Here is a 26053-nt window from a genome sequence, read left to right on the forward strand (position 1 = left end):
TACCTGGTTGATAGGTCGAAGGTGTAAGTGCAGTAATGTATTTAGCTTATCGATACTAATAGGTCGAGGACTTGACCTCATTTAAATGATGAATCTAAATGGTATACAGTTTTGAAAGTACTAATAAAATTTAATATGCGGGTGTAGCTCAATGGTAGAGTTCCGGCCTTCCAAGCCGGCTGTGAGGGTTCGATCCCCTTCACCCGCTCCAAATAAAGATTATGTGGTTATTATAGCAAAGAGGATACACCTGTTCCCATACCGAACACAGAAGTTAAGCTCTTTAGCGCTGATGGTACTTGGGGGGCGACCTCCTGGGAGAGTAAGACGTAGCCACGTAATCTTTTTTGTTGTATTTGAAATTATTCACATTTTAACTTCATTTTATATATAATAAAATAAAGTATATGGGGTGAGTATGTGAAAAATACATTTGACCTGGGAGAAAAACTATTTTTTAATACTTTAATTATATGTATAATATCATTTATATACTTTAAGATAATTGAGATTGAATCGAGTAACTTAATCATAGAAATTTTATTTGCATTATTCTTTTTTCTTATAAATTTTTATTATGGATATAAATATAGCTTGAAACTTAAAGAATCTTTAATAGTGGGATCAATGGGAGCAGGTTTAGGAATTTTTTTATCATTTTTTTCTTTATGTGCACATTTTTTAATAGAAGGTAGTAATAGCTCTATATTGTTTTCAGTATTATACTTATCTCCAATTCAGTCTATTTCAAATTATTTGAGTGGATACAACAGTATAGTAAATATATTTATAATTATAATTATAAATATATTTTTAGTTGTTATTGGTGGACAATTAAGAAATATTACAAATAAATTTTTAAATAATTTTAAATAGATTATATTTAAAAAATAAAAGAAGCGGCTATTTGGTTGCTTCTTTTATTTTTAGGATTAAAAAAATAGTATGTAGCTTTAAGTAAACATTTTAATGGAGGAATTAAAAATCTCTAATATGATATAATTAAAATACAAAATAGTTTAAAGAAAGGGTTTATATGAGGTACATATATAGAAATTTAAATAATAAAGATAAAGAGAGCAAAATAGTTAGTTTATATAATGAAATATTAAAAAAATGTAAAAATAAATCTTCGAAAATAATGATTCTAGTTCCTAATAATCTAACTAAATTAAAATATGAGAAGAAGATTAATATAGATTATTGTGAAAAACTAAATATAACATCATATACTAATTTTATTAAAGGAGAGCTCATAAAATTTTGGCCAATAGTGTTAGAAAATAATAATGAGATAAAAGAACATCACATAAGACCTAAATTTATAAATAATACTTTGACAGACTATATAATAGGGGAAAAGGTAAAAATTAAAAGAGAAAAAGAAGGATACTTTGAAGATATTATAAGTACTAATAAATCTATAACTTCAAGTATAAGTACTAATATAAATAAGGCTACATTAAGTAAATTAGAATTTGAGAATATAGGAGAAAAAATTTATTTGTCTAAGAAAAATAAAGATAATATAAATAAATTTTCTTATAGTGAAATGAACGAAATAATAATGGATTACACTAGCATGTTATTAAATAAAGGTATGTTAGATAATTCACTGAGTGTATATGTATATAATAAATATCTTTTAAAAAATGATTTATACAAAGAATATTTAAGAAAAAAAATAAAATATTTAATTGTAGAAAGTTTAGAAAGTGTATCTGTAGCAGAAATCGAATTTATAAAAGAGATACAAGAAAATGCTATAGATTCATATACATTTTTTAATGAAAAAAGAGATTTTTCAGTTTTTAATAATATAGATATTAAGTTTATAGAAGGATATATAGAAAATGAATATGAAGAAGAAAAGCTTAACAAAAAAGGAGAGGTTTCTATAGATGATATATGTTCTTTACCAGTAAGTGTTGAACTAAATGAATCTAGTCAGCTATATAGCGAGATGATAGAAGTAGTTTTAAAGAAAATTAAAGAGTTAATACTATCAGGAGTAAAAGCACAAGATATAGCTATAATTTCTCCTATAAACAATACAATATTAGACTTTCAAATGACTAATAAATTGAAAATTAATAATATCGATATATTTAGCACTAAAAAAGATAAAAAGTTAATAGATTATCCTTATGCTAATGCACTTATAGTGGCTCTTAGCATTTTTAATGGTAGCCAAAATTCCATAAGAGAAGAAGACTATATAAATTTTATAGAAACTATATTAGATGTCAATAAGATACAAGCATTAAAAATATATAAAAATAAGTATGAAGAAGAAAAATTTAAAGAAATATTAAATTATATAGAAGATAAAAGGAATGAGAAACTTAAAATAGGTGAGTTTCTAATTAAATTTTATATAGATAAAATGCTAAATCTTAAGTTTGGAAAAGAAAATATTCATATTTGTAAAAAGATAATATATGAATGTGAGACATTTACAGAAAACATAGAGTTATTGAATATAAATGAGGATAAAGAAAAGTTATTTATAAAAGCACTTAAAACTACAATAAATGACTATTATCAATCTTCAGAATTAGAAGATTTGAGTAATATAGATAAAGTATTATTAACCACTCCATATACATATATATCATCAAGAGTAAATAGACCAATACATATATGGCTAGATGTAGGTAGCAATGGGTGGAATATGAAGATAGAAAAGGATATAAGTAATTTGATAGTTCTTAGAAAATCTTTTGAAGAAGGTAGAATATATACAGATAAAATGGAAGAAGATTATAAGAAGTATTATTTATACAATACTATATATAATTTACTAATTAATACTAAAGAAGTATATGCATATAAAAGTGAATACACAGTAAATGGGTATATACAAGAAAGTATATTATATAGCATACTACTTAAGATGTTAGATAAGGGGGAAAACTCTTATGAATAATATAAATTATAGACAAGATCAATTACCAATAATAGCCTATGAAGGTGGAACTATGGCGGTACCAGCAGTACCAGGAGCCGGAAAAACTTTTATAGTTACCAATTTAGTAGCAAAGTTACTAAGTGAAAAAAAACATGATAAATCTAAAATACTAATATTAACTTATATGAATAGTGCAGTAAATAACTTCAAAGGAAGAATAAAAGCAATATTAAAAGAGAATGACATAAAAGAAGAAAATTCTTATGAAGTTATGACAATACATAGTTTAGCTGTAAAAATAATAAAAGAAAAACCAGAAGTAGTTATGTTGAGTGAAGAATTTAACATAGCAGATGATTTACAAAAAACTATAATACTAAATGAATGCATAAATAATTTTAAGATAAATGGTGGGGAAAGGGCATTTAGATGGTTCCTAAAAGAGCAAAAGGATGATAAATGGAATGATATAATGCTTGAAGCTTGGGAGAGAGGATTTTTTGACTTAGTAGTAAATGCAATAAGTGACTTAAAATATAAGGAATTATCACCACAAGAGCTAGAGGGGATATTATCTAATGGGCATAGAGGAATATTAAAATTAATACTTCCTATATATAAAGAATATGATAAAAAATTAAAACAAAATGGCCTACTTGATTATGATGATATATTAATTCTTGCATATAAAGCATTAAATTTTGATGAGAATTTAAGAATAAAATTTCAGAATAGATATAAGTACATATTTGAAGATGAATGCCAAGATTCCAATGAGATACAGGGTAAAATTATAAAAATGATATGTAGAGATAATGAAAATTTAGTTAGAGTTGGGGATATAAACCAAAGTATAACTGGAACTTTTTCATCATCAGACCCTAAATTCTTTAAGGAGTTTATATCTCAGGCAGATAGTTGCTATAGAATGGACATGTCTAATAGAAGTTCAAAGGATATATTAGATTTAGCAAATAAACTAGTAAAGTATGTAACAAAGGAATTTAGGCAAGAGGAATGTAGAGATGCTTTAGAGGATATGGAAATAAAAACTGTTCCAAGTGGTATGGGATATAAGGAAAATCCTAAACCAGATATATACAGTATAAATGTTAAAAAATATGAGACATGGAATGATGAGTTGACAAAAACCGTAGCATACACAAAAGGAATAAAAAGAAAGTATCCGGATAAAAGTATAGGAATATTGGTACCTTTTAATGATCATATAACGCAAATTGCTAAGATTCTGATTGATGAAAATATGGAGTTTGAAGAGTTAGGACCTAATTCTCTAAATAAAAGAAAGATCATAAACAAACTGTCATATATAATAGACTTTATAATAAATTGTGATGATATAAATAAACTAATAAATGCCTTAGATAAAGTATTTGTAAAAACAGATAATGAAAAAGGGAAGGAAGATTTACTAGATGTATTAAAAAAATATAGCACAGAAGAGATAATATACAATGAAGAAATAACAAATAATATAATAATAGATACAAATACAGAGTTATACCAAACATTTATACAAGGAATAAATATTCTTAAAAGTATATTAGAATATCCTATAACAAGATTAGATGTGCTTTTATTATTTATAGGGGATGAACTTAATTTAGGGAAAGAAGATAGAGCAATAATAGATTATCTGGCATTTTATATAAAATTTTTAAGCTTAGATAACCCAGATATAAGTTTAATAGATGTATATAACCTTTTAATAGATAGTAAAAATAAGGTATTTAATCATATAATAGAAGTGGTATATGAAATGAATGGATATGAGCCACAACCAGGAAGTATAACTATATGTAACTATCATAAATCAAAAGGTTTAGAGTGGGATTGTGTTTTTATGTTAGGGCTTACAGAGTTTAATTTCCCTGATAATACAAATCAAAAGTTTCAAAGTGATAAATGGTATTTAAAAGATAAGTACAAAAACCCAGTGGCTATTGTAAAAAGTGAAATTGAATGTATATTAACTGGTGATATACCTACTAATTATATATATAAGAGTAAAATAGATTTAATAAATGAAAAGATAAGACTATTATATGTTGGAATTACTAGAGCTAAAGAAATGTTAATATTATCAACAAGTCTTTATAAAGATAAGAATGATGTAGGAAAAAGAAATAAAGAACAAAAGCCTTCTTTATATATAAATGAACTTGAGAAGTATATAAATATGAGAAAAAAGGAGGTAAATATAAATGAATAGTTGTCTAAAAAACTTTAGATACAGCCAAAATTCTATAAATACGTATAAATCATGTCCATTAAAATTTAAGTATAAGTACATTGATAGAATTAATTGGAAATACGATGATATAGAACATAGAGAGTACTACGAAAGTTTGAAAACAGGTACAGATTTTCACTTATTATGTGAAAGATATTTTAGTAATATACCTTTAGGAATAAATTCTAGTACCAATACAGATTTTCAAAGATGGATGGATAAAGTAAAAAAACTAGTTCCAATCAAGGAAGGTTATTTATACTTACCAGAGTATGAAGTAATGTTTAATTTAGATGGAAATATAATACAAGCTAAGTATGATTTAATAATAATCAAAGATAATAAAATTGAAATATGGGATTGGAAAACAGAAAATAAAAAATTTAATTATAAAAATGTAGAAAGTAGAATACAAACTATTGTATATATGCTTTTAGCAAAAGAAGTAATTCCCAATTTATTAGATAAAGATATAGATACACAAAATATAAGTATGAAATACTATCAACCAGAGTTTGATGATAATTGTGTATCTATATCTTATAATAATGAAAAACATAAACAAAATAAAAATAAGGTGTTATCATATATAGATTATATAAAAAACACCAACTATAACAAAGAAGACAAAGAATATAAATATGAGTTAGTAAAAAACAAAAAACACTGCAAATACTGTGAATTTAATAAATTATGTAATAATGAGGAAGTAGACAGAAGTGTTTTTGAGGAGGATATTTATGAGTGTTAAGTTTGTATTAGGTAGAGGCGGAAGTGGTAAATCGACCTATATACTAGATGAGATAAAAAATAGAGTTAAAGATAATGAAATAACACCTGTAATACTTTTAGTTCCAGAACAATATACATTTGAAATGGAAAAAAGAATGAGTAAGCTCTTCTTAGGAGAAGAAAAAGACAAGTTTTTAAGGTCTAGGGTATTAAGTTTTAAAACTATGAGTAGCATAGTTTTTTCTTACGTTGGAGGATTAACTGATGTTAACATAAATTCTAGTGGCAATGCTATGATGACTTATAAAGCAATAGAAAGTGTAAGTAAAGAATTAAATATATTTTCTAAATCATCATCTCAATCAGGATTTGTAAGTTCTATAAGTGAGATAATATCTGAGTTAAAACAGTATAACATAAGTTATGAGATGTTAGAAAATATATCTGGCGAAGTAGAAAGTGAAACTTTAAGTTTAAAATTAAAAGATATAAGTAGGATATATAAAGAATTCGAAGAAAAACTACATGAAAATTATATAGACACTCAAGACATGCTAAAATCATTAGCAGAAAAATTACCAGTATGTGATTATTTTAAGGATGCATATATTTATATAGATGAATTTACTGGATTTACACCTAATCAGTATAGGGTATTAAGTAGTTTATTTAAGCAGGCTAAGGAAGTATGTATATCTTTAACAGTGGATAACCCAGGTAATATTTCATACAATAAAACAGATGCTTTTTCTAGAACAAAGTTTACATATCAAAAGCTAATAAAATTATGTAACGAAGAGGGAGTAAAGTTGCTTCCTGATATAAAGCTAAATAATAATATTATACCAAGACTTAAAGATAGCAAAGAACTTCAGCACTTAGAAAGGTACTATAACTCGTATCCATATAAAGTGTATGAAGAGTCAACTAATAATATAAAGATAAAAGAATTTAGCAACTTATACTCTGAAGTTGAAGAAATAGCAAAGGAAATAGTACATTTAGTTAGAGATAAAGGGGTTAGATATAGAGATATAACTATAGCTACAAGAGACTTAAATAAATATGACTTTTTAGTAAGCTCTGTATTTAATGAATATAAAATACCTAATTTTATAGATAAAAAAAGAGAAGCTAAAACAAATCCAATAATAGTACTTATAATATCTATATTAGAAATGAAAAGTAAAAGATATAATTATGAGACTATGTTTAGATACTTAAAAAGTGGACTTGTAGGGATATCTAACGAAGAAATTAGTATGTTAGAAAATTATGTATTAGCAAATGGTATAAAAGGTAAAAAATGGTTTGAGGATAAATGGGAGTATAGAATAAATCACAATATTTCTTCAGAAGAAAAAGAAGAGGAAATAGAAATACGAGAAAAGGTTAATGAAATAAAGGAAAGAGTCTTAACTCCAATAATACATCTACAAGATAAATTAAAAGGTAAGAATAATGCAAAAGACATATGTAAGTATATATATGAATTCTTGTTAGAAATAAATATGCCAACAACTATAGAAAATTTAATAATGAAATTTAAAGGTAAAGGAGAATTAGATATAGCTAATCAATATTCTCAGGTTTGGAACATAGTTGTAGATATATTTGACCAAATTGTTGAGATAATGGGAGATGAAAAAATATCTTTAGATAAATTTATAAAATTAATAAGTCTAGGATTTGATGAATATGAACTTGGATTAGTTCCTCCAAGTATAGATCAAGTACTTGTAAGTAGTGTGGATAAAATGAAAAATCCAAATACAAAGTATCTATATTTAATAGGGACTACAGATGGTACATTCCCATTAATAGCAAAGGATAATGGGCTTTTAAATGATAGTGACAGAGAAAACTTAGGGCAAAAAGGTGTAGAGGTTGATATAGATAGTAAAACTAAAACATTTGAAGAACAATTTTTAGTTTATAAAGCACTTACATCAAGTAGCCAAAATCTAATAGTTACCTATCCTATAGCAGACCATGAAGGAAAAACTATAAGGCCATCAGTAATAGTATCAAGACTTAAAAAGCTATTTCCTAATATAGATAGCAAAAGTTACTTATTGGAAGAAGAAGCTAAAACAGATGAAGATATCTTAAATAGAATAACTGTAAAATCTCCAACTTTTAATGAACTTATAAAAGAGATAAAAGAGTTTGACGATGGAAAAGATATAAATAATTTATGGTTAGATGTATATAGATACTATGCAAGTGATAGTGAATACAAAAATATAACTAATAAGGTTATAAGTGGACTTACATATACTAATCAAGTTCAAAAAGTAGAAGAAGAAAAAATAAGAACACTATATGATAAAAATTTAAGTGTATCTAGGTTAGAAAAGTATGCAGAGTGTCCATTTGCTTACTTTATACAGTATGGTCTTAAAGCTAAAGAAAGAAAAGAATATTCTTTTACAGCACCAGATTTAGGGAATTTTATACATAAAATATTAGATAATTTTTCTAAGCAGTTAGTAAAAGATAATTTACATTGGGCAGATATAGATATAAATTATATAACAGAAAAAGTAGAAAAAATAGTTGAAGAAATAGTAGGTAAGATACCTGGATACATATTAGAGAGTTCTCAAAGATATAAGTATCTTACTCTTAGATTACAAAATATGCTTATATCGGCTATAAGTATAATAAGTGAACAAATAAAAATTGGTTCATTTGAGCCTACAGATTATGAAGTGAATTTTGGAACTAAAGGTAAGTATCCACCTATAAAAATAATTTTACAAAATGGAGAAGAAATAAAACTAAGAGGACAAATAGATAGAATAGATGAATTTGAGAACGAAGAAGGTAAATATATACGAATAGTTGATTACAAATCTGGTAAAAAGGATTTAAGCTTAACAGATGTATATTATGGGCTTCAATTACAACTATTAGTTTATCTAGATGCAATATTAGAAAGTGGGAAATCTAAGGGACAGAATATAAATCCAGCAGCGATTCTTTATTCCAGAATAGATGACCCAATAGCAAAATTTGATGAAGATAAAGAAGAAGAAACTATAAGAGAAGAAATACTTAAAGAGTTAAAAATGCAAGGTTTACTTATAAAAGATTCTAATATAATCAAAGAAATGGATAAGACACTAGCAAATGGAGAAAGAACAACATCTTTAGTTATACCTGCAAACTTTAACAAAGATGGTACTTTAGGTAGATATACAAAAGGTGTTACTAATGAAGAATTTGAGGTTATTAGAAAATATGTAAAGGACTTGATAAAATATTTATGCGAAGATATGTTAAGTGGAAATATAAGTATATCTCCATATAAACATAAAGATAGAAATTCTTGCATATACTGCAATTACTCAGCTATTTGCCAGTTTGATACAACATTAAAAGATAATAAATATAAAATAATAAACAAAAAGAGTAATGACGAGATAATAAACACAATGAGAGGAGGAGTTAAGTAATGAGTTCTCCTAAATGGACAAAAGAGCAACAAGCAGTTATAGATAGTAGAGATTGTAATTTATTAGTAGCAGCAGCAGCAGGTTCGGGAAAAACTGCTGTACTAGTTGAACGTATAATTCAAATGATAACTGATAAAGAAAATCCTATAGATATAGATAAGTTACTAGTAGTTACGTTTACTAATGCAGCTGCATCTGAGATGAGAGAGAGAATAGGTGATGCGATAGGTAAGGCATTAGACAAAGATCCAGAAAATAAGCATTTACAAAATCAGTTAGTGCTTTTAAATAAAGCTAGTATAACAACAATACATTCATTCTGTTTAGAAGTTATAAAGTCTAACTTCCATAAAATAAACTTAGACCCTAACTTTAGGATAGGTGACACAACAGAGTGTGCACTATTAAAGCAAGAGGCCATAGAAGAAGTATTCGAACGACTTTATATAGATAGAGATGAAGGATTTTTAAATTTAGTAGAAAGTTATGCAGAGAGAAGAGGAGATAATAATCTTCAAAATATAATACTAGGTGTATATAACTTTGCCATGGCATCACCAGATCCTAAAGAGTGGTTAGAATTTTCAGCAGAACAATTTAATATAGATGGTGAATTTGATTTCTCAACATCTATATGGGCAAAAGCTATACTAGATACAGTAAAGATAGAGATAAGTGGTATGGAAACTAGTATGAAAAAGGCCTTAGAAGAGTTAGAAGGTATTGTTGAGTTAGAAACATACACAGAAAAATTTAAAACAGATTACAGTAGTATAAAAAGAATATTAGATGCTTGCAACTTATCATGGGATGAAGCTTATAGTAGCATATCAAATATAAAATTTGAAAACTACGTAAAAGGTGTGAAAAGGCTTGGAAAAGATACCCCAAGTTATATAAAAGATATAAAAAGTAAGGCTGATGATATAAGAAAAAAAGTTAAAAAGTCAGTAGAAAGCATAAAAGATTCAACCTTTAATAGAGAAAAAGAAGACATAAATTATGAGATAAAGTACATTTATAAAGTAGCAAAATCTATATCAGATATAGTCATACAATTTGAAGATGCTTATGACAATAAAAAAAGAGAAAAGGGAATAATAGACTTTAATGATATAGAACATTTTGCGTTAAATATATTAGTTCAAAAAGATGATAAAGGTGAAAATATACCTTCAGATATAGCACTTTCCTATAGGGAAAAGTTCTATGAAATATTTATAGATGAATACCAAGATAGTAACTTTGTGCAAGAGGTACTTCTTTCAAATATAGCAAAAATTAAAACCCCAAATAGATTTATGGTTGGGGATGTAAAACAAAGTATATATAGATTTAGACAAGCAAAACCAGAAATATTCTTACAAAAGTATGCTGACTATGATACAGAAAAAGGTTCACTATATAGAAAAATAATGCTTTATAAAAACTTTAGAAGTAGGGAAGAAGTTGTAGATAGTGCAAATTATATATTTGAGAATGTAATGAGCGAAAATATAGGTGAAATAAATTATACAGAAGAAGAACGATTAAACTTAGGTGCTATATTTAAAGAAAATACTAATGAAGATGTAGTAGTAGGAGGTCCTACAGAAATACATTTAATGGAGAAAGCATCTAGAAAGGATGATTCTGAGACTAAAGAAAATGAAAGTTCAGAAGAAGAGGAAGAAATAGATAATATACAACTTGAGGCTAGAATGGTTGGAAATATAATAAAAGGCTTAATGTCACCAAATGAAGAGGGAAAAATTCAAATGGTTTATGACAAAAAGCTAGATGATTATAGGCCTGTACAGTTTAAAGATATAGTTATCTTACTAAGAGCTACATCAGCTTGGGCTCCAGTATTTGCAGATGAACTTATGAATATGGATATACCAACTTATGCAGATATAGGGGTAGGGTATTTTGACACTATAGAAATAAAAACTATAATGAGTTTACTTCAAACTATTGATAATCCTATGCAAGATATACCTCTGCTTGCAGTGCTAAAATCACCTATATGTGGATTTACACCAGAAGAACTTATAGACATAAGAGTAGAAGAACATAATAAAAGTTTTTATGAAGCTTTAGAGGAATATAGTAATCATGAAGATGAAAAGGCATTAAAGTGTATTGAATTTATAGAAAAACTAAAAGACTATAAGGAAAAATCCCTATATATGAGCACAGACGAATTTTTATGGTATCTGTACACTAACACAGGATATTATGCATACGTAGGTGCTTTACCTGGAGGATCTCAAAGACAAGCAAACTTAAAGATATTATTTGAAAGGGCAAAGCAATTTGAAGAAACAAGTTTTAAAGGTATATTTAGTTTTATAAATTTTGTAGCTAAGCTTAAAAAATCAAATACTGATATGGGAAGTGCTAAAACTCTTGGGGAAAATGCAGACGTTGTAAGAATAATGAGTATACATAAAAGTAAGGGGCTAGAGTTCCCTGTTGTAATATGTTCTGGTATGGGGAAAAACTTCAATACTCAAGATTTTAAAAATGATATATTATATCATCATGAACTAGGATACGGTCCTCAAATAGTAGATTATGAAAGAAAAATATCTTATCCAAGTATAGCTAAAGAGGCATTGAAAAGTAAAATTAATGTAGAAAATTTATCTGAGGAAATGAGGGTACTTTACGTAGCATTTACAAGACCTAAAGAAAAGCTTATAATAACAGGTTCAACGAGAAACATTGAGAAATCTTTACAAACATGGGCAAATGGAGTAGAGGGAAATAAAGCAATATCACAGTATAAGGTACTAAAAGGTAAAAGTTACTTAGATTGGATAATGCCATCAGTATTAAAGCATAAAGATTTAGAAGAATTAAGAGACTTTGCTAATATAGATATAGAATATATAGACAATCATAATTCAAAGTGGGTATCTAAGATATGGTATAAAGAAGATGTCACTTTAGCTCAAAATGAAGAAGAGGAAGAAAAGAGCATAAGAGAGATAATAGACAGTCTAGATGTAGAAAATCCTGATACAGAATATTTTAGTATAATAAAAGAAAAATTAGATTTTAAATACCCTTATGAAGCATGTGTAACAAAACCTGCGAGTATATCTGTAACTGAAATCAAAAAAATACAAAATGCTCATGAAGAAGATTTTTCTCAAGAAGTATTTAGTAATCAAATAACTCTTAAAAAACCTATATTTATGCAAGAGGAAGAAGATATAGAAAAGATAACTGGTGCAGAAAGAGGTACTATAGTTCATTTAGTTATGCAGATACTAGACTTTAATAAGATATATACTATTGATGATATAAAAGAGCAAATAAGTAGGTTTATTAAAAAGGGAATAATAACTGAAAAGCAGTCTAGAGTAGTTAATCCATTTAAAATATATAAATTTTTTAAATCTCATATAGGGCAAAGGATGTTAAAGTCATCATTTATTAATAGAGAACAGGCCATATATGCTCAAATCAAACTTAAAGATGTGTATATATATGAAGATTTAGCAACTGAAGGAAATGTACAAGACTTTGATGAAGAAAGCATAATGCTAAGGGGTATAATTGATGCATACTTTGAAGAAGATGATAAGATTGTTATAGTTGACTATAAAACTGATTTTGTAAATGACGAAAATAAAAATGAAGTAATAAGTAGGTACAAAAAACAATTAGATTTATATTCTGAAGTGGTAGAAAAATTAACAGGAAAAGAAGTCAAAGAGAGGTACATATATCTATTCGGAATAGATGAAGATGTTAGTATATAAATAAAAACTTAATATAATTAAACTTTAAATATAAAAAATGAAGGTACTAAGCTAAGTATCTTCATTTTTTATATTTATAACTAGTGATAATAAAAGAATAATTAACATAGTATGAAAATAAGCGAGTGAAATTTTCATAAGGAAGTGATACTTTGAGCTTGTTAAGACCAACTTATGTACAGATAAATCTAGATAATATAAAACATAATTTGCAGGAAATAAAAAAATATACCAAAAATAGTACTAAAATAGGCGCAGTATTAAAGTCAAATGCATATGGGCATGGTTCTATAGAAATAGCTAAACTATTATGTAGAGAAGGTATTGATTACCTATGTGTAGCAACACTTAGTGAAGCTCTAGAATTTAGAAGAGAAAACATTAAATCTCCTATTTTAGTTATGGGATATATTCCAAATGAACATATAGAATTAGCAGTTGAAAATAATATAACTATAACTGTAATTAAAGAAGAACAAGGAAAAATTATAAACAACATATGTAGTAAAATAAACAAAATAGGAAAAGTTCATATAAAGTTAGATACAGGATTTAATAGATTAGGACTTAAGGTAAATCAAAATACATTTCAAGAAATATATAGTTTATTATTATTAAAGAATTTATATATTGAGGGTATTTTTTCACATCTAGCACTTAGAGATGAAAAATCAGATTATATTCAATTTAATATATTTAAAAAGACTATAAATGAATTAGAAAAAATTAAGACGATACCTATAAAGCATATTTGTGATAGTATAGGGTTTGTTTCATATAAGGATTTTCATATGGATATGGTGAGGATAGGTGCAAGTATATATGGATACAACAATAGAGACTCTTCCTTACAGCTAAAGCCTGCTATAACATTCAAGTCAAAGATAATTCAGGTTAAAGAGGTTAGAGGTGGTGAGGCTATAGGATATGATTATTCGTATGTAGCAAATAAAAATATTAAAATAGGAATTATACCTTGTGGATATGGAGATGGGATACCAAGAAGTTTATCAAATAAAGGGTATGTAGATATAAATAATAAAAGATGTAACATAATAGGTAAAATATGTATGGATCACCTTGTAATAGACATTAGTTATTTAGATAAATGTGATTACGATGCAGATGTAGTATTTTATGGAGAAAATGGTCCTACACTTTTAGAAATAGCAAATTTGATAGATACAAATAGAAATGAATTATTAAGCTTAATATCTAGAAGGGTAGATAGAGTATATATTGAGAATGGAGAAATTAAAAAAATTTTAAACTATATATACTAAGGGGGAAAATTATGATATTTCCAGAAAAACTAAAAAAAGGAGATACAATTGGAGTTATAGCACCAGCAAGTCCATCTAAATCTAAAACAAAAAAATTACTAACTTATGAATTAGAAAAAATAGAGCAAGAATTAAATAAATTAGGGTATAAAGTCAAATTTGGAAAGACTTGTTATCTAAGATATAAGGGGTATTTAGCAGGTGAAGATGAGTTTAGAGTAAAGGACATAGAAAATATGTTTTTAGATAAAGACGTAAATGGTATACTTTGTCTAAGAGGTGGATATGGAACACTTAGAATAATTGATAAAATAAACTACAACATTATAAAAGAGAATCCTAAGGTATTTATAGGGTATTCTGATATAACAGCACTTCATATAGCCTTTAATCAAATAGCGAACTTAGTTACCTACCATGGAATTATGGGATTAAATTTTTTACACTATGATAAATATACTTTTGATTCATTCTCAAATATATTATCAATGGAAGATGAAATTATTATAAAAAACCCAGAAGACGAAGAATTACATACTTTAGTACAAGGAAAAGCTAATGGGATTACAGTAGGAGGAAATCTAGCTGTAATAATTAGCACCCTTGGAACAAGATATGAAATTGATACAAAAAATAAAATTTTATTTATTGAAGAAATAGGAGAAAATATATATAAGATAGATAGAATGCTTACACAATTAGAACTTAGCAATAAGTTAAATGACTGTTGTGGGATAATATTTGGAGACTTTAAAAAGTGTAGAAAAGATAATGAAGATGATTATGATTTATATGAATTATTATTTGAAAAGATTAAAAAATATAATAAACCATGCTTATGTAATCTAAAGGTAGGTCATTGTACATCATCAAATAGTATTTTACTAGGGGGAAATTGCTACTTAGATGCTACCAATAAATCTATAAAATTTGTAAAATAATAATATCTATTAATAAAAATAACATAAAAGGAAGATGTTTAGACATCTTCCTTTTATGTTATAATCAAACTATTAAAATATATAAGTAAATCATATTATTTAGGAGGATAAAATGAGATTTATTCATACATCAGATTGGCATCTAGGAAAAAGCTTAGAAGGTCACTCAAGATTGGAAGAACAAACCAAATTCTGTGAAGAATTTATACAGATAGTGGATGATAATAATATAGATATGGTTATAATAGCAGGAGATATATATGACACATCAAATCCACCTGCACAAGCTGAAAAATTATTCTATAAAACAATATCAAGATTATCAGACAATGGGAAAAGATGTGTATTAATAATAAGCGGTAATCATGATAATCCAGAAAGACTACAAGCATCAAGCCCTCTTGCACATGAGCAGGGGATAATAATACTTGGAAATCCTCTAAGTAAAACAGAAGTATCTAAGTATAAAAACTTTGAGATATTAGAAGCGAAAGAGGGATGTATAAAACTTAATATAAATAATGAGAGGGTTGTTGTTATAACGCTGCCATATCCAAGTGAAAAGAGGCTTAATGAAGTAATACTTCAAAATGATGAAGATAAAGAAAGACAAATAACATATTCTCGAAGAATTGGTGAGTTATTTAAAGAATTAGAAGAAAACTTTGAAGATGATTCAATAAATTTAGCAGTATCTCACCTTTTTGTTGTCGGTGGAGAAGAAACAGAATCTGAAAGACCAATACAACTTGGAGGAAGTTTATTAGTAGAGAAAAAAGACTTACCTCAAAAGGCTGATTATATAGCTTTAGGGCATTTACATAAAATGCAAAAATCTTCACAAAGGTTAAATGCATACTACTCAGGATCTCCTATACAATATAGCAAAGATGAAAGATCATATACTAAAGGATGCTATATAGTTGATATAAATAAAGACAAAGAAATAACAGTAGAAAAAAAATACTTTAAAAACTATAAACCTATAGAGGTATTTAAATGCAATGGAATCGAAGATGCATTAGAAGTGTGCGAAAAAAATAAAGACAGAGATATATGGTCTTATTTTGAAATAAAAACAGATGAAGTTATATCACAGTCTAACATAAAAAAAATGAAAGATACATTAAAAGATATAATAGAAATAAAACCAATAATAGCATCAAAAGAATATAATGAAGAAATAGACGTAAAAGAAAAATCTATGGGAGAATTATTCAAGGAATTCTATGAATTTAGTAGAGGAGTAGAACCTAAAGGAGAGCTTATGGATTTATTCTTAGATATAATAAATGAAGAAGGTGAAGCTAAAGATGAGACCTATTAGATTAGAGTTAAGTGGTTTAAATAGTTATATAGATAAATCAGTTATAGATTTTGAAAAACTAACTGATAGAGGTTTATTTGGGATTTTTGGTAAAACTGGAAGTGGTAAGTCAACTATATTAGATGCAATGACAATAGCTATGTATGGAAGTATACCTAGAAATACTAAAGAATTTATAAATAGTAGCTGCGATAAAGCAATAATATCTTATGAATTTGAAATCGGAAGTAAAAACGCAAAGAGAAGGTATAAAGTAGATAGAACTATAGTTAGAACTAATACAGGTACTAAAACTTCATATGCAAGATTAATAGAGATGTATGAGGATGAAAGTGAAAAAGTATTAGCAGACAAAGTTGGAGAAGTAAATAATAAAATCGCTGAAATTGTAGGATTAACAGCTAATGATTTTATGAGATCAGTAGTACTTCCACAAGGTAAGTTTAATGATTTCTTAAAGCTAGCAGGTGCGGATAGAAGGGACATGCTAGAGAGAATATTTAATCTTGAAAAATACGGAAGAGGATTAATAGATAAAGTTAAGAAAAGAAAAAACGTACAACAACAAGCTTTAAGAGATATAAATTCTAAGCTAAGTCAATATGATACTGTAAGTGAAGAAGTATATAATCAAGTACAAAAAGAGTTAGAAGAATTAAGATCATTAGAAATTAGTAAAAATAAAGATTTTGAAATAAACCAAAATAAATATAAAGAAGTTGAAGAAATATATGAAAAACAAGTAAAGTTAGAAAACTACAAGAAAAGAAAGCATGAATTAGATTTAAAGCAAGAAGATATATCAAAAAAAGGAAGACAACTTGAAGATGCATTAAATGCAGATAAGATTAATCCGTACATAAATGCTGTATTGGAGCTTGAGAAAAGGGTTAATGAAGATAGCCTAGAAAGTCAAAATTTAGAAAAGAAACTAGAATTGTTAAATAAAGAACTACTTATAACTAAAGCAAATTATGAGGAAGCATATAAAAATAAAAATGAAAATATGCCAAGACTATCTGAAGATAGAATCAAACTTCAAAATGCAATAGAATTAGAAGCGGAGTTAGTTGGTTTAGATTCTGAATTAAAAGATATAAAAGGCAAGGGTATAGGTTTAAATCAAGAAAAAGAGATACTTATAAAACTAAAAGAGGATTTAGAAAGCAAGAAAGAGATAGTAATAAATAACTTAAAAAGCTTAGAAGAGAAAATAAGTGAAATAAAGATAAGTGCTGATCTAAAACAGAAAATATTTTTAGCCTATGAGTATGAAAAAGAATATAATAAGCTTTCAGAAAGTAAGACTGTTAAAAATAATAGATTGAATGAAATAAATAAAAATCTAGATGAGATAAACTTAAAGTTAAGATATATTCAGAGGGATAAAGATTCTGTATTGAAAAAACTAACTGAATTAGAAGAACATTATGAAATTTTAATTAAAAAATCTCCAGGAACTAATGAAGAGATAGTTAATAAGACTGAATATATAGCAAACTTAAGAGTAAAGGCAGAATCTATAAAAGAAAATGAAATTAAAAAAGAAGATTTACATAATAACTTAAATAAAATACTAGAAAATAGACATCAGGTAGAAAGAGAATTACATACTTTAAATGATAAATTAGAGGTTAATCATACAAATATAACTTATCTAGAGAAAGAATTAGAAAAGCTAAAGTATTTAAATTTAGCAACAGAACTTAGAAAAGAATTAAAGGAAAATTCTCCATGTCCAGTATGTGGATCTAGAAATCATGAGCATGTAGATGATACAAACTATAATGAAAATATAGAGTTTACTAAGTCAAAAATAGAAAAATTAAAAGAAGATGAGTCTAATATAAAAGTAAAAATTGAAGAACTCAACAGAAAAAATAGCGAGTGTATATCAGTAGAAAAAATAATATTAAAGGAATTAGAAGAGGTAAAATCTAAAATAGGAGACTTAAGTTCTAATGAACTAATAAAGAAGGTAGAAGAAGAGTCTAAAAGGCTAGACATATTAAAAGTTAATCTACAAAATTGGAATAAGGATAAAGAGGAAAATGAAAGTAGTATAAATAAGGCTAGAGAAGAAAAAAACAAAATTGAAAAAGATGAACTAATACTACAAGAGAGTATAAACTCTTATAAGAAAAATATAATCGAATTAAAAGAAGAACTAGCAGCAGTTGAAGAAAACTATAAAACAACAAAAGAAAACTATTTAACACTAAAAGCAATAACTAAAATACAAGATTTAGAAGTGAAAGTAGAAGAGATAAATAATAATGAAAAAGCATTAGAAGATTTAAATAATGAATACTTAAAAATATCTAAGTCAAAAGAAGCAATGGAAAAAGATATAGTAAATTATCAAAATAACCTACATAAAATAGAGTTAGATTTAATTCAAGCTAGAGAAATTTATTCTGAAAAGAAAAAAGTGAGAGATGGAAAATACAATGAAATAATAGCAACAACAAAAGGTGAATCTCCAAAATTATTGTTAGAGAATCTAGAAAATAATATAAATAAGCTTATATCTCAAGAGGAAATGATAAAGGATAAATTAGAAGCTCAAAGGTTGGAATTTGAAAAAACTACATCTGACAAATCAAATATAGATGGAAGATTAAAGATAGCAAAAGAACAGTATAAAATACAAACAGATACTTTAAATAAATCATTAGATGAGTATAAATTTGAAAGTATATATGCTGTAAAAAGATCATTATTAGATAAAGAATACTTAAGAAAACTACATGATGAGATAACACAATATGAAGAAGAGCAAAAAGTATTAGGTATAAAGATAAATGATCTAGTTAAATCAATAGGTGATAGAAGAATAAATGAAAAGGACTTTAATGAATTAAAAGATAGTATTGATAACTTAAAAATAGAAATTAGTAGGATATCCCAAGATATAGGATCAAAGCAAACTATACTAAGTACCCTAAAAGAATCTTTAGACAAGATAAAAGATTTAAATAAAGAGTTAAAGGCAGTTCAACATAAAGTGGATTTATTAGATGATCTAGATAAGATTGTTCAAGGAAATAGATTTGTTGAGTATGTTGCTACTAATCAATTAAAATATATAGCACTTGAAGCATCTAATAGATTAGAGTCTATAACTAAGGGGAGATATGCATTAGAAATAGATTCAACATTAAACTTTGTAATGAGAGACAACTTTAATGGTGGTCAAAGAAGAAGTGTAGATACTTTATCTGGAGGAGAAACATTCTTAACATCACTATCATTAGCATTAGCATTATCATCTCAGATACAATTAAAGGGAAGTGCTCCCCTTGAATTTTTCTTCTTAGATGAAGGATTTGGATCTTTAGATAGTGAACTACTAGAAACTGTTATAGAATCACTGGAAAGACTACATCATGATAAACTTAGTGTTGGAATTATAACTCACGTTGAAGAGTTAAAAAATAGAGTTCCAATTAAGTTAATAGTATCTCCTAGTGAAGTTGGACAAGGATCTAAAGTAAAAATAGAATATAGTTAAAAAAAATTGGTGACTACATGGGGAGTATGTAGTCACCATATAAATATATATACTTATTAGGGGGAGAGATATATAATTTCCGCTCTCATTTATAAGTATTGGTAAATTTTAAATTTATATTCAAAAAAAATAAAAAATAACCACCTAACCAGGGGGGGGATTAGGTGGTTTAAAGAATATTTGGGGGAAAGAATTTTTTTTATATCCGATCACTAAATTAGAATATTAACAGGAGTTTTGATATTTATAGTGTAAGAGAAACTCTTTTAATTTCTCTTACACTATAGTATATGCAAAAATATTAAAATGTGACATAAAAGTATAAAAATATGTAATTAATTTAAATATTTGTCTAAATTTAGCAAAGATTTAAATTCATCGAAACTAATCTTATCAATAAATGAACCTAGCCTTTGTTTTCCTTGTGCATTATTTTCATAAACGTTAACTATTTCAGCAACTAGTTCTAATGCATTTTCTTCAGTTAAATTCATTAAAATCTTGTCTCTAAGTCTAGGCATAGCACCATATTTTTCTAGTAAATCTTTCATTTTACCTCCTTTTTAAATTTAATACTATTATATGGGGATAAAAAAAATTATAATGCAAATGTATTTTAATAGTATTGGAAATGATAGATAATATAGATTATATCTAAATTAATAAATTTCCAAATAAGGGTAAGTATGTTATAATATATTAACATATAAACAGAAATTTAAAAGAAATTAGGAGTGTGGTTTAGGTTGGAATCGACCGGTATATTGATTCAGATTATTGTATTAGTGATATTACTTATAGGATCAGGATTTTTCTCAGCATCTGAGACTGCATTAATGTCACTTAGTAAAATAAGAATAAGACATATGAAAGAAGAAGGGGTTAAGGGCGCAAAGCTAGTAAGTAACTTAATAGAAGAGCCAAATAAGTTATTAAGTTCTATATTAATAGGAAATAACGTTGTTAATATAGCAGCAACTTCTATATCAACATCATTATTTATTACATTATTGGGAGCTACAGGAGTTCCTATAGCAACAGCTCTTATGACAGTATTAGTATTAATATTTGGAGAGATAACTCCAAAAACTATAGCAGCAAATAGTTCAGAAAAAGTGGCTATACTTGTTTCTAAGCCAATAAAGGCAATAATATTTATATTAACTCCAGTAGTATGGGTACTTAATATAGTAACAAATTTAATATTTAAGTTATTTGGAATAAAAACAAAAGGGAATGAACCATATATAACAGAAGAAGAATTAAAAACTATGGTTAATGTAGGACATGAAGAAGGTGTCCTAGAAATAGAAGAAAGAGAAATCATAAACAATGTATTTCAGTTTGGGGATATGCAAGCTAAAGAAGCTATGGTACAAAGATTAGATATTATAGCTATAGATGTTGAAGATTCATATGAAGAAATAATACAGCAGTTTAAAGAAGAGAAATTAAGTAGAATGCCAGTATACAATGAATCTATAGATGACATCATAGGTGTACTTAATATAAAGGATATCATATTCTTAAGTGATGAAGAGATAGCAAATTTTGATATAAGGTTGTATGTAAGGGAAGCGTTCTTTACATATGAATTTAAGAAAATCACTCAACTTTTAGAAGAGATGAAAAAAGAAAAAATACAAATGGCTATAGTTGTTGATGAGTATGGAGGAACTGCAGGTATAATAACTGTAGAAGACTTAGTAGAAGTAATCGTTGGAGATATAGATGACGAGTACGATGAAGAAGATGAAGATATAATAGTAGTTAAAGAAGATGAATATATCGTAGATGGGGGACTTAAAATAAGTGATGTCAACGAACTTATTGGAGTTAGATTAGAGTCTGAAGAATTTGATTCTATAGGAGGCTACATCATAGGTTATTTAAGAAGACTTCCAGAAGAAAATGAAGTTATAGAAGTAGATAATATAAGATTCTGTATAGAAAGTTTAGATAAAAATAGAATAAAGAAAATAAGAATATACACATAAAACACTACAATATTGTAGTGTTTTTTGTTTTATTTGAAATTTATATAAATTAATTTTAATAGTAAAGATATTTGTTAATAATTAATAATATATTATAAGGGAAGTGATTAGATGAATGTAATAGATAATAGATTCATAAAAGTATTAAAGAAAAACATGATATTTATATTACTATATACAACAGTATTTATTTTGATTTATAAGACATTTCATTATATATCACCATTTTTAGTAGGAGGTATTATTGCATTTTTGATAAACCCTATATCAGAAAAATTAAGGTATAAGTTTAATATAAATAAAGGTGTATCAACTTTAGTATTAAGTTTTATTGCAGTTATAATATTTGTAGTATTAGCTGGATTATTAATAATGGCGGGAATAGATAGTTTATTAGAATTCGTAAATAATACTGTAAATAATTATGATTACATAAGTGATTTTATTTCAAATATAGCAATTAAACTAAATTTATATTTAGAGCAACTTGAGAACATACCAAACATAAATATAGAGTTTTTAATGCAAAAATATAGCACAAATATAGTAAGTATAGCAAAACAATTATTAGAAAGTTTCGTAAATTTTTTAGGATCAATTCCATATATATCTATATTCATTATAACCTTATTCATATCTACATATTTTATAGCAAAAGATATAGATAAAATAGAATATAGTTTTTACAATATGTTCTCTGAACCAACAAAGACTAAGGTTAAGAATATAAAAAGAGAAATAATAAAATCAATATTAGGATATATAAAAGCTTATGCCATATTAATGGGAATAACTTTCATAGTAACTTGGCTAAGCCTTAGAGTATTTGATATACCATATTCTATGACGTTAGGTATTATAGCTGGTTTGTTGGATTTAATACCTTTTTTAGGGATAGTAGTAATATATTTACCTTTTATAGTTTATTACTGTATAGTAAAAAACTATCTTATAGCAATAACTCTTATAGTTGTATTTGCGCTACTATCATTGTTAAGACAGGTTTTAGAGCCTAAATTAGTATCCACCAATATAGGTATTAGTCCATTAGCTACATTAGCAGCCATATTCATAGGTATACAAGTAAAAGGAATAATTGGAATAGTATTTTTTTTAGGTCTTACAATAATGCATCAAATATTAAAAAAGGTAGATATACTTTAGTAAGTTTTTGTAATATAATAGAAATATAAGGGATATATTACTTAACAATTATTAGACCAAAGAAAGAAGGTATAACCATGAAAAATAAAGTAGTAGAAAGATTCTTAAAGTATGTGACATTTGATACAACTGCAGATCCTAAGAATGCAAATTGTCCATCTAGCGAAGGACAAAGAGTTTTTGCAAACTACTTAGTAGAAGAACTAAAATCATTAGGATTAGAAGATGCTAATGTTGATAAAAATAGTTACGTTATGGCAACTTTAAAAGGAAATACAGAAGGTGTTGATACAATAGGATTTATATCTCACTTAGATACAGCTCCTGATATAACTGGGAAAAACGTTAAACCAAGAATAATAGAAAATTATGATGGAAAAGATATAGTACTAAATAGAGAATTAAATGTAGTTACAAAAGTATCTGATTACCCAGAATTAAAAGGCCTAGTTGGAGAAGACTTAATAGTTACAGATGGTACTACACTACTTGGTGCAGATGATAAAGCTGGTATAGCAGAAATAATAACAGCGATAGAATATTTAGTAAATAACCCTGAAATAAAGCATGGAGATATAAAAGTAGGATTTACTCCTGATGAAGAAGTAGGAAGAGGAGCAGATCTATTTGATGTTGAAAAATTTGGTGCAAAATATGCATATACAATAGATGGCGGTATAGAAGGTGAACTTCAATATGAAAACTTCAATGCTGCTGGAGCTACAATATCTATACAAGGAAGAAACGTACATCCAGGTGCATCAAAAAATAAAATGGTAAATGCATTACATATAGCAGCTGAGATATCTGAAATGTTCCCAGCTAGCGAAAGACCAGAGACTACAGAAGGATATGAAGGATTCTACCACTTAAATGATTTAAATGGTAATGTAGAAAATGCTAGTATGGTTTATATAATAAGAGATCATGATAAAGAAAAGTTTGAAGCTAGAAAAGCTCACATGCAAGATGTAGTAAATAAATTAAACGAAAAATATGATGGAAGAATAACATTAGACTTAAAAGACCAATACTTTAACATGAAAGAAAAAGTAGAACCTGTTAAGTTTATAGTTGATATAGCAGAAGAAGCTATGAATGAAGTTGGAATAACTCCTAAAATAGTACCAGTTAGAGGTGGTACAGATGGGGCTAGATTATCATTTATGGGTCTTCCTTGTCCAAATATATTTACAGGTGGTTTAAACTTCCATGGAAAGAACGAATGTATACCAGTAGGATCTATGGAGAAATGTGTAAATCTTATAGTTAAAATAGCAGAAAAATATGCTCAAAAATAAATAAAATAACAAAAGGCTATCTCTTATTTAAGAGATAGCCTTTTATTATTTTATAAGTTTATTTGTATAAATATGTAACAATTCCGTATAAAAAGAATATATTTTTAGTAAGTAGAAAATAATCTACTAACCTAAAAATACAAGGAGAGGAATTGTAATGCCAAAAAATAAAATAGATATAGATAGAGAAAAAAGAAGAAGAAATAGGGAAGAAAGAAGAAGAAATAGAGAAATAAGAAGAGGAATGCGTGAGTGCGAAGATTCATGCGTAAATGAAGATCCAAATGAAGATATAAATTTAGATCCAGATCCACAAGTTGATATAAATGTAACAGCGGATGCAAATGCAGATGCAACGTCAGAATCAACATCAGAATCTAATGCAGAATCAACAGCAGATGTAGATGCAAATGCAGATTTAGACACAACAGTAGATGCAAATGCGGACCTAGATGCGAATGCAGATTTAGATACAACGGTAGACGCAGCAGTAGACGCAAATGCGGACCTAGATGCGAATGCAGATTTAGATACAACAGTAGACGCAAATGCAGACCTAGATGCGAATGCAGATTTAGATACAACAGTAGACGCAAATGCAGACCTAGATGCGAATGCAGATTTAGATACAACAGTAGACGCAAATGCAGACCTAGATGCGAATGCAGATTTAGATACAACAGTAGACGCAAATGCAGACTTAGATGCGAATGCAGATTTAGATACAACAGCAGATGTAGATGCAAATGCAGACTTAGATGCGAACGCAGATTTAGATACAACAGCAGATGTAGATGCAAATGCGGACCTAGATGCGAATGCAGATTTAGATACAACGGTAGACGCAGCAGTAGACGCAAATGCAGACCTAGATGCGAATGCAGATTTAGATACAACGGTAGACGCAAATGCAGACTTAGATGCAACATCTGATTCAACATCAGACTCAGATGCAACAGCGGATGCGGACTCAACAGCAGATGCAGATGCAACAGCAGATGCAGATGCAACATCTGATTCAACATCAACATCAGATTCAGATGCAACAGCAGATGCAGACTCAACAGCGGATGCAGATGCGACATCTGACTCAACATCAACATCAGATTCAGATGCAACAGCAGATGCAGACTCAACAGCGGATGCAGATGCGACATCTGACTCAACATCAACATCAGATTCAGATGCAACAGCAGATGCAGACTCAACAGCGGATGCAGATGCGACATCTGACTCAACATCAACATCAGATTCAGATGCAACAGCAGATGCAGACTCAACAGCGGATGCAGATGCAACATCTGATTCAACATCAGACTCAGATGCAACAGCAGATGCAGATGCAACATCTGATTCAACATCAGACTCAGATGCAACAGCGGATGCAGACTCAACAGCAGATGCAGATGCAAC

At 27.4% G+C, this 26053-nt stretch carries 15 protein-coding genes, 1 tRNA gene and 2 rRNA genes; 17 read left to right on the top strand and 1 reads right to left on the bottom strand.

Annotated elements, in window-relative coordinates:
• The 13 genes from I4U66_RS13510 to I4U66_RS13570 form a co-directional block, all read left to right on the top strand.
• A 23S ribosomal RNA gene (locus tag I4U66_RS13510) occupies positions 1–79 on the top strand; the annotation flags it as partial.
• 58 nt (positions 80–137) lie between these two features.
• Positions 138–211 (top strand) — tRNA-Gly (locus tag I4U66_RS13515).
• Positions 212–222: 11 nt separating this feature from the next.
• Positions 223–339 (top strand): 5S ribosomal RNA (gene rrf / locus I4U66_RS13520).
• 81 nt (positions 340–420) lie between these two features.
• Positions 421–876 carry a hypothetical protein gene (locus I4U66_RS13525; RefSeq protein WP_166504876.1) on the top strand — a complete coding sequence of 152 codons (456 nt, stop codon included), beginning with the start codon at positions 421–423 and terminating at the stop codon, positions 874–876.
• Between the two features lie 160 nt (positions 877–1036).
• The gene (locus I4U66_RS13530; RefSeq protein WP_092927382.1) at positions 1037–2929 is read left to right on the top strand and encodes a hypothetical protein; all 1893 of its coding nucleotides are present in this window, start codon (positions 1037–1039) and stop codon (positions 2927–2929) included.
• Positions 2922–5144, top strand: a complete 2223-nt coding sequence (locus tag I4U66_RS13535) for an ATP-dependent helicase (protein WP_092927380.1) — start codon at positions 2922–2924, stop codon at positions 5142–5144. The genes I4U66_RS13530 and I4U66_RS13535 overlap by 8 nt, the downstream gene beginning before the upstream one ends.
• Entirely contained in the window at positions 5137–5916 is a 780-nt protein-coding gene (locus tag I4U66_RS13540; RefSeq protein WP_092927378.1) for a PD-(D/E)XK nuclease family protein, read from the top strand. Before I4U66_RS13535 ends, I4U66_RS13540 begins: the two co-directional genes overlap by 8 nt.
• Positions 5906–9358: a helicase-exonuclease AddAB subunit AddB gene (gene addB, locus I4U66_RS13545; RefSeq protein WP_195581921.1), complete on the top strand. Its 3453-nt coding sequence runs from the start codon at positions 5906–5908 to the stop codon at positions 9356–9358. Before I4U66_RS13540 ends, addB begins: the two co-directional genes overlap by 11 nt.
• Positions 9358–13113, top strand: coding sequence for a helicase-exonuclease AddAB subunit AddA (gene addA / locus I4U66_RS13550; RefSeq protein WP_195929217.1), 3756 nt, complete (start codon positions 9358–9360; stop codon positions 13111–13113). Before addB ends, addA begins: the two co-directional genes overlap by 1 nt.
• 152 nt (positions 13114–13265) lie before the next feature.
• Positions 13266–14396, top strand: a complete 1131-nt coding sequence (gene alr, locus I4U66_RS13555; RefSeq protein ID WP_092927372.1) for an alanine racemase — start codon at positions 13266–13268, stop codon at positions 14394–14396.
• A gap of 11 nt (positions 14397–14407) precedes the next feature.
• Positions 14408–15337 (top strand): S66 peptidase family protein, encoded by a 930-nt coding sequence (locus I4U66_RS13560; RefSeq protein WP_092927370.1) that lies wholly within the window; start codon positions 14408–14410, stop codon positions 15335–15337.
• 112 nt (positions 15338–15449) lie between these two features.
• Positions 15450–16664, top strand: coding sequence for a metallophosphoesterase family protein (locus tag I4U66_RS13565; protein ID WP_092927368.1), 1215 nt, complete (start codon positions 15450–15452; stop codon positions 16662–16664).
• Complete coding sequence (locus tag I4U66_RS13570; RefSeq protein WP_092927366.1) at positions 16651–20178, top strand: AAA family ATPase; 3528 nt, start codon at positions 16651–16653, stop codon at positions 20176–20178. The genes I4U66_RS13565 and I4U66_RS13570 overlap by 14 nt, the downstream gene beginning before the upstream one ends.
• A 335-nt stretch (positions 20179–20513) precedes the next feature.
• Here the strand turns inward: I4U66_RS13570 and I4U66_RS13575 are convergent, their stop codons facing one another.
• Positions 20514–20729, bottom strand: a complete 216-nt coding sequence (locus tag I4U66_RS13575; protein ID WP_092927364.1) for a hypothetical protein — start codon at positions 20727–20729, stop codon at positions 20514–20516.
• 195 nt (positions 20730–20924) lie between these two features.
• Between I4U66_RS13575 and I4U66_RS13580 the strand changes: the two genes are divergently transcribed.
• The 4 genes from I4U66_RS13580 to I4U66_RS13595 all read left to right on the top strand — a co-directional run.
• Positions 20925–22175: an HlyC/CorC family transporter gene (locus tag I4U66_RS13580; RefSeq protein ID WP_092927362.1), complete on the top strand. Its 1251-nt coding sequence runs from the start codon at positions 20925–20927 to the stop codon at positions 22173–22175.
• Positions 22176–22286: 111 nt separating this feature from the next.
• Positions 22287–23339: a sporulation integral membrane protein YtvI gene (ytvI, locus tag I4U66_RS13585; protein WP_092927360.1), complete on the top strand. Its 1053-nt coding sequence runs from the start codon at positions 22287–22289 to the stop codon at positions 23337–23339.
• 77 nt (positions 23340–23416) lie between these two features.
• Entirely contained in the window at positions 23417–24640 is a 1224-nt protein-coding gene (pepT, locus tag I4U66_RS13590) for a peptidase T (RefSeq protein ID WP_092927358.1), read from the top strand.
• A gap of 157 nt (positions 24641–24797) precedes the next feature.
• Positions 24798–26053, top strand: a 1256-nt coding sequence (locus I4U66_RS13595) for an MSCRAMM family adhesin SdrC (protein ID WP_243278807.1), incomplete at its 3' end; no start/stop codon positions are given.

The sequence above is a fragment of the Romboutsia sp. D33t1_170424_H2 genome, from assembly GCF_015669105.1.
Taxonomy (GTDB): Bacteria; Bacillota; Clostridia; order Peptostreptococcales; family Peptostreptococcaceae; genus Romboutsia_C; species Romboutsia_C hominis.

Coding starts and splice junctions, on each gene's coding strand:
- I4U66_RS13560 (WP_092927370.1), top strand. CDS start 14,408: ATGATATTTCCAGAAAAACTAAAAAAAGGAGATACAATTGGAGTTATA.
- I4U66_RS13575 (WP_092927364.1), bottom strand. CDS start 20,729: ATGAAAGATTTACTAGAAAAATATGGTGCTATGCCTAGACTTAGAGAC.
- addB (WP_195581921.1), top strand. CDS start 5,906: ATGAGTGTTAAGTTTGTATTAGGTAGAGGCGGAAGTGGTAAATCGACC.
- I4U66_RS13540 (WP_092927378.1), top strand. CDS start 5,137: ATGAATAGTTGTCTAAAAAACTTTAGATACAGCCAAAATTCTATAAAT.
- I4U66_RS13565 (WP_092927368.1), top strand. CDS start 15,450: ATGAGATTTATTCATACATCAGATTGGCATCTAGGAAAAAGCTTAGAA.
- I4U66_RS13535 (WP_092927380.1), top strand. CDS start 2,922: ATGAATAATATAAATTATAGACAAGATCAATTACCAATAATAGCCTAT.
- ytvI (WP_092927360.1), top strand. CDS start 22,287: ATGAATGTAATAGATAATAGATTCATAAAAGTATTAAAGAAAAACATG.
- pepT (WP_092927358.1), top strand. CDS start 23,417: ATGAAAAATAAAGTAGTAGAAAGATTCTTAAAGTATGTGACATTTGAT.
- addA (WP_195929217.1), top strand. CDS start 9,358: ATGAGTTCTCCTAAATGGACAAAAGAGCAACAAGCAGTTATAGATAGT.
- I4U66_RS13530 (WP_092927382.1), top strand. CDS start 1,037: ATGAGGTACATATATAGAAATTTAAATAATAAAGATAAAGAGAGCAAA.
- I4U66_RS13570 (WP_092927366.1), top strand. CDS start 16,651: ATGAGACCTATTAGATTAGAGTTAAGTGGTTTAAATAGTTATATAGAT.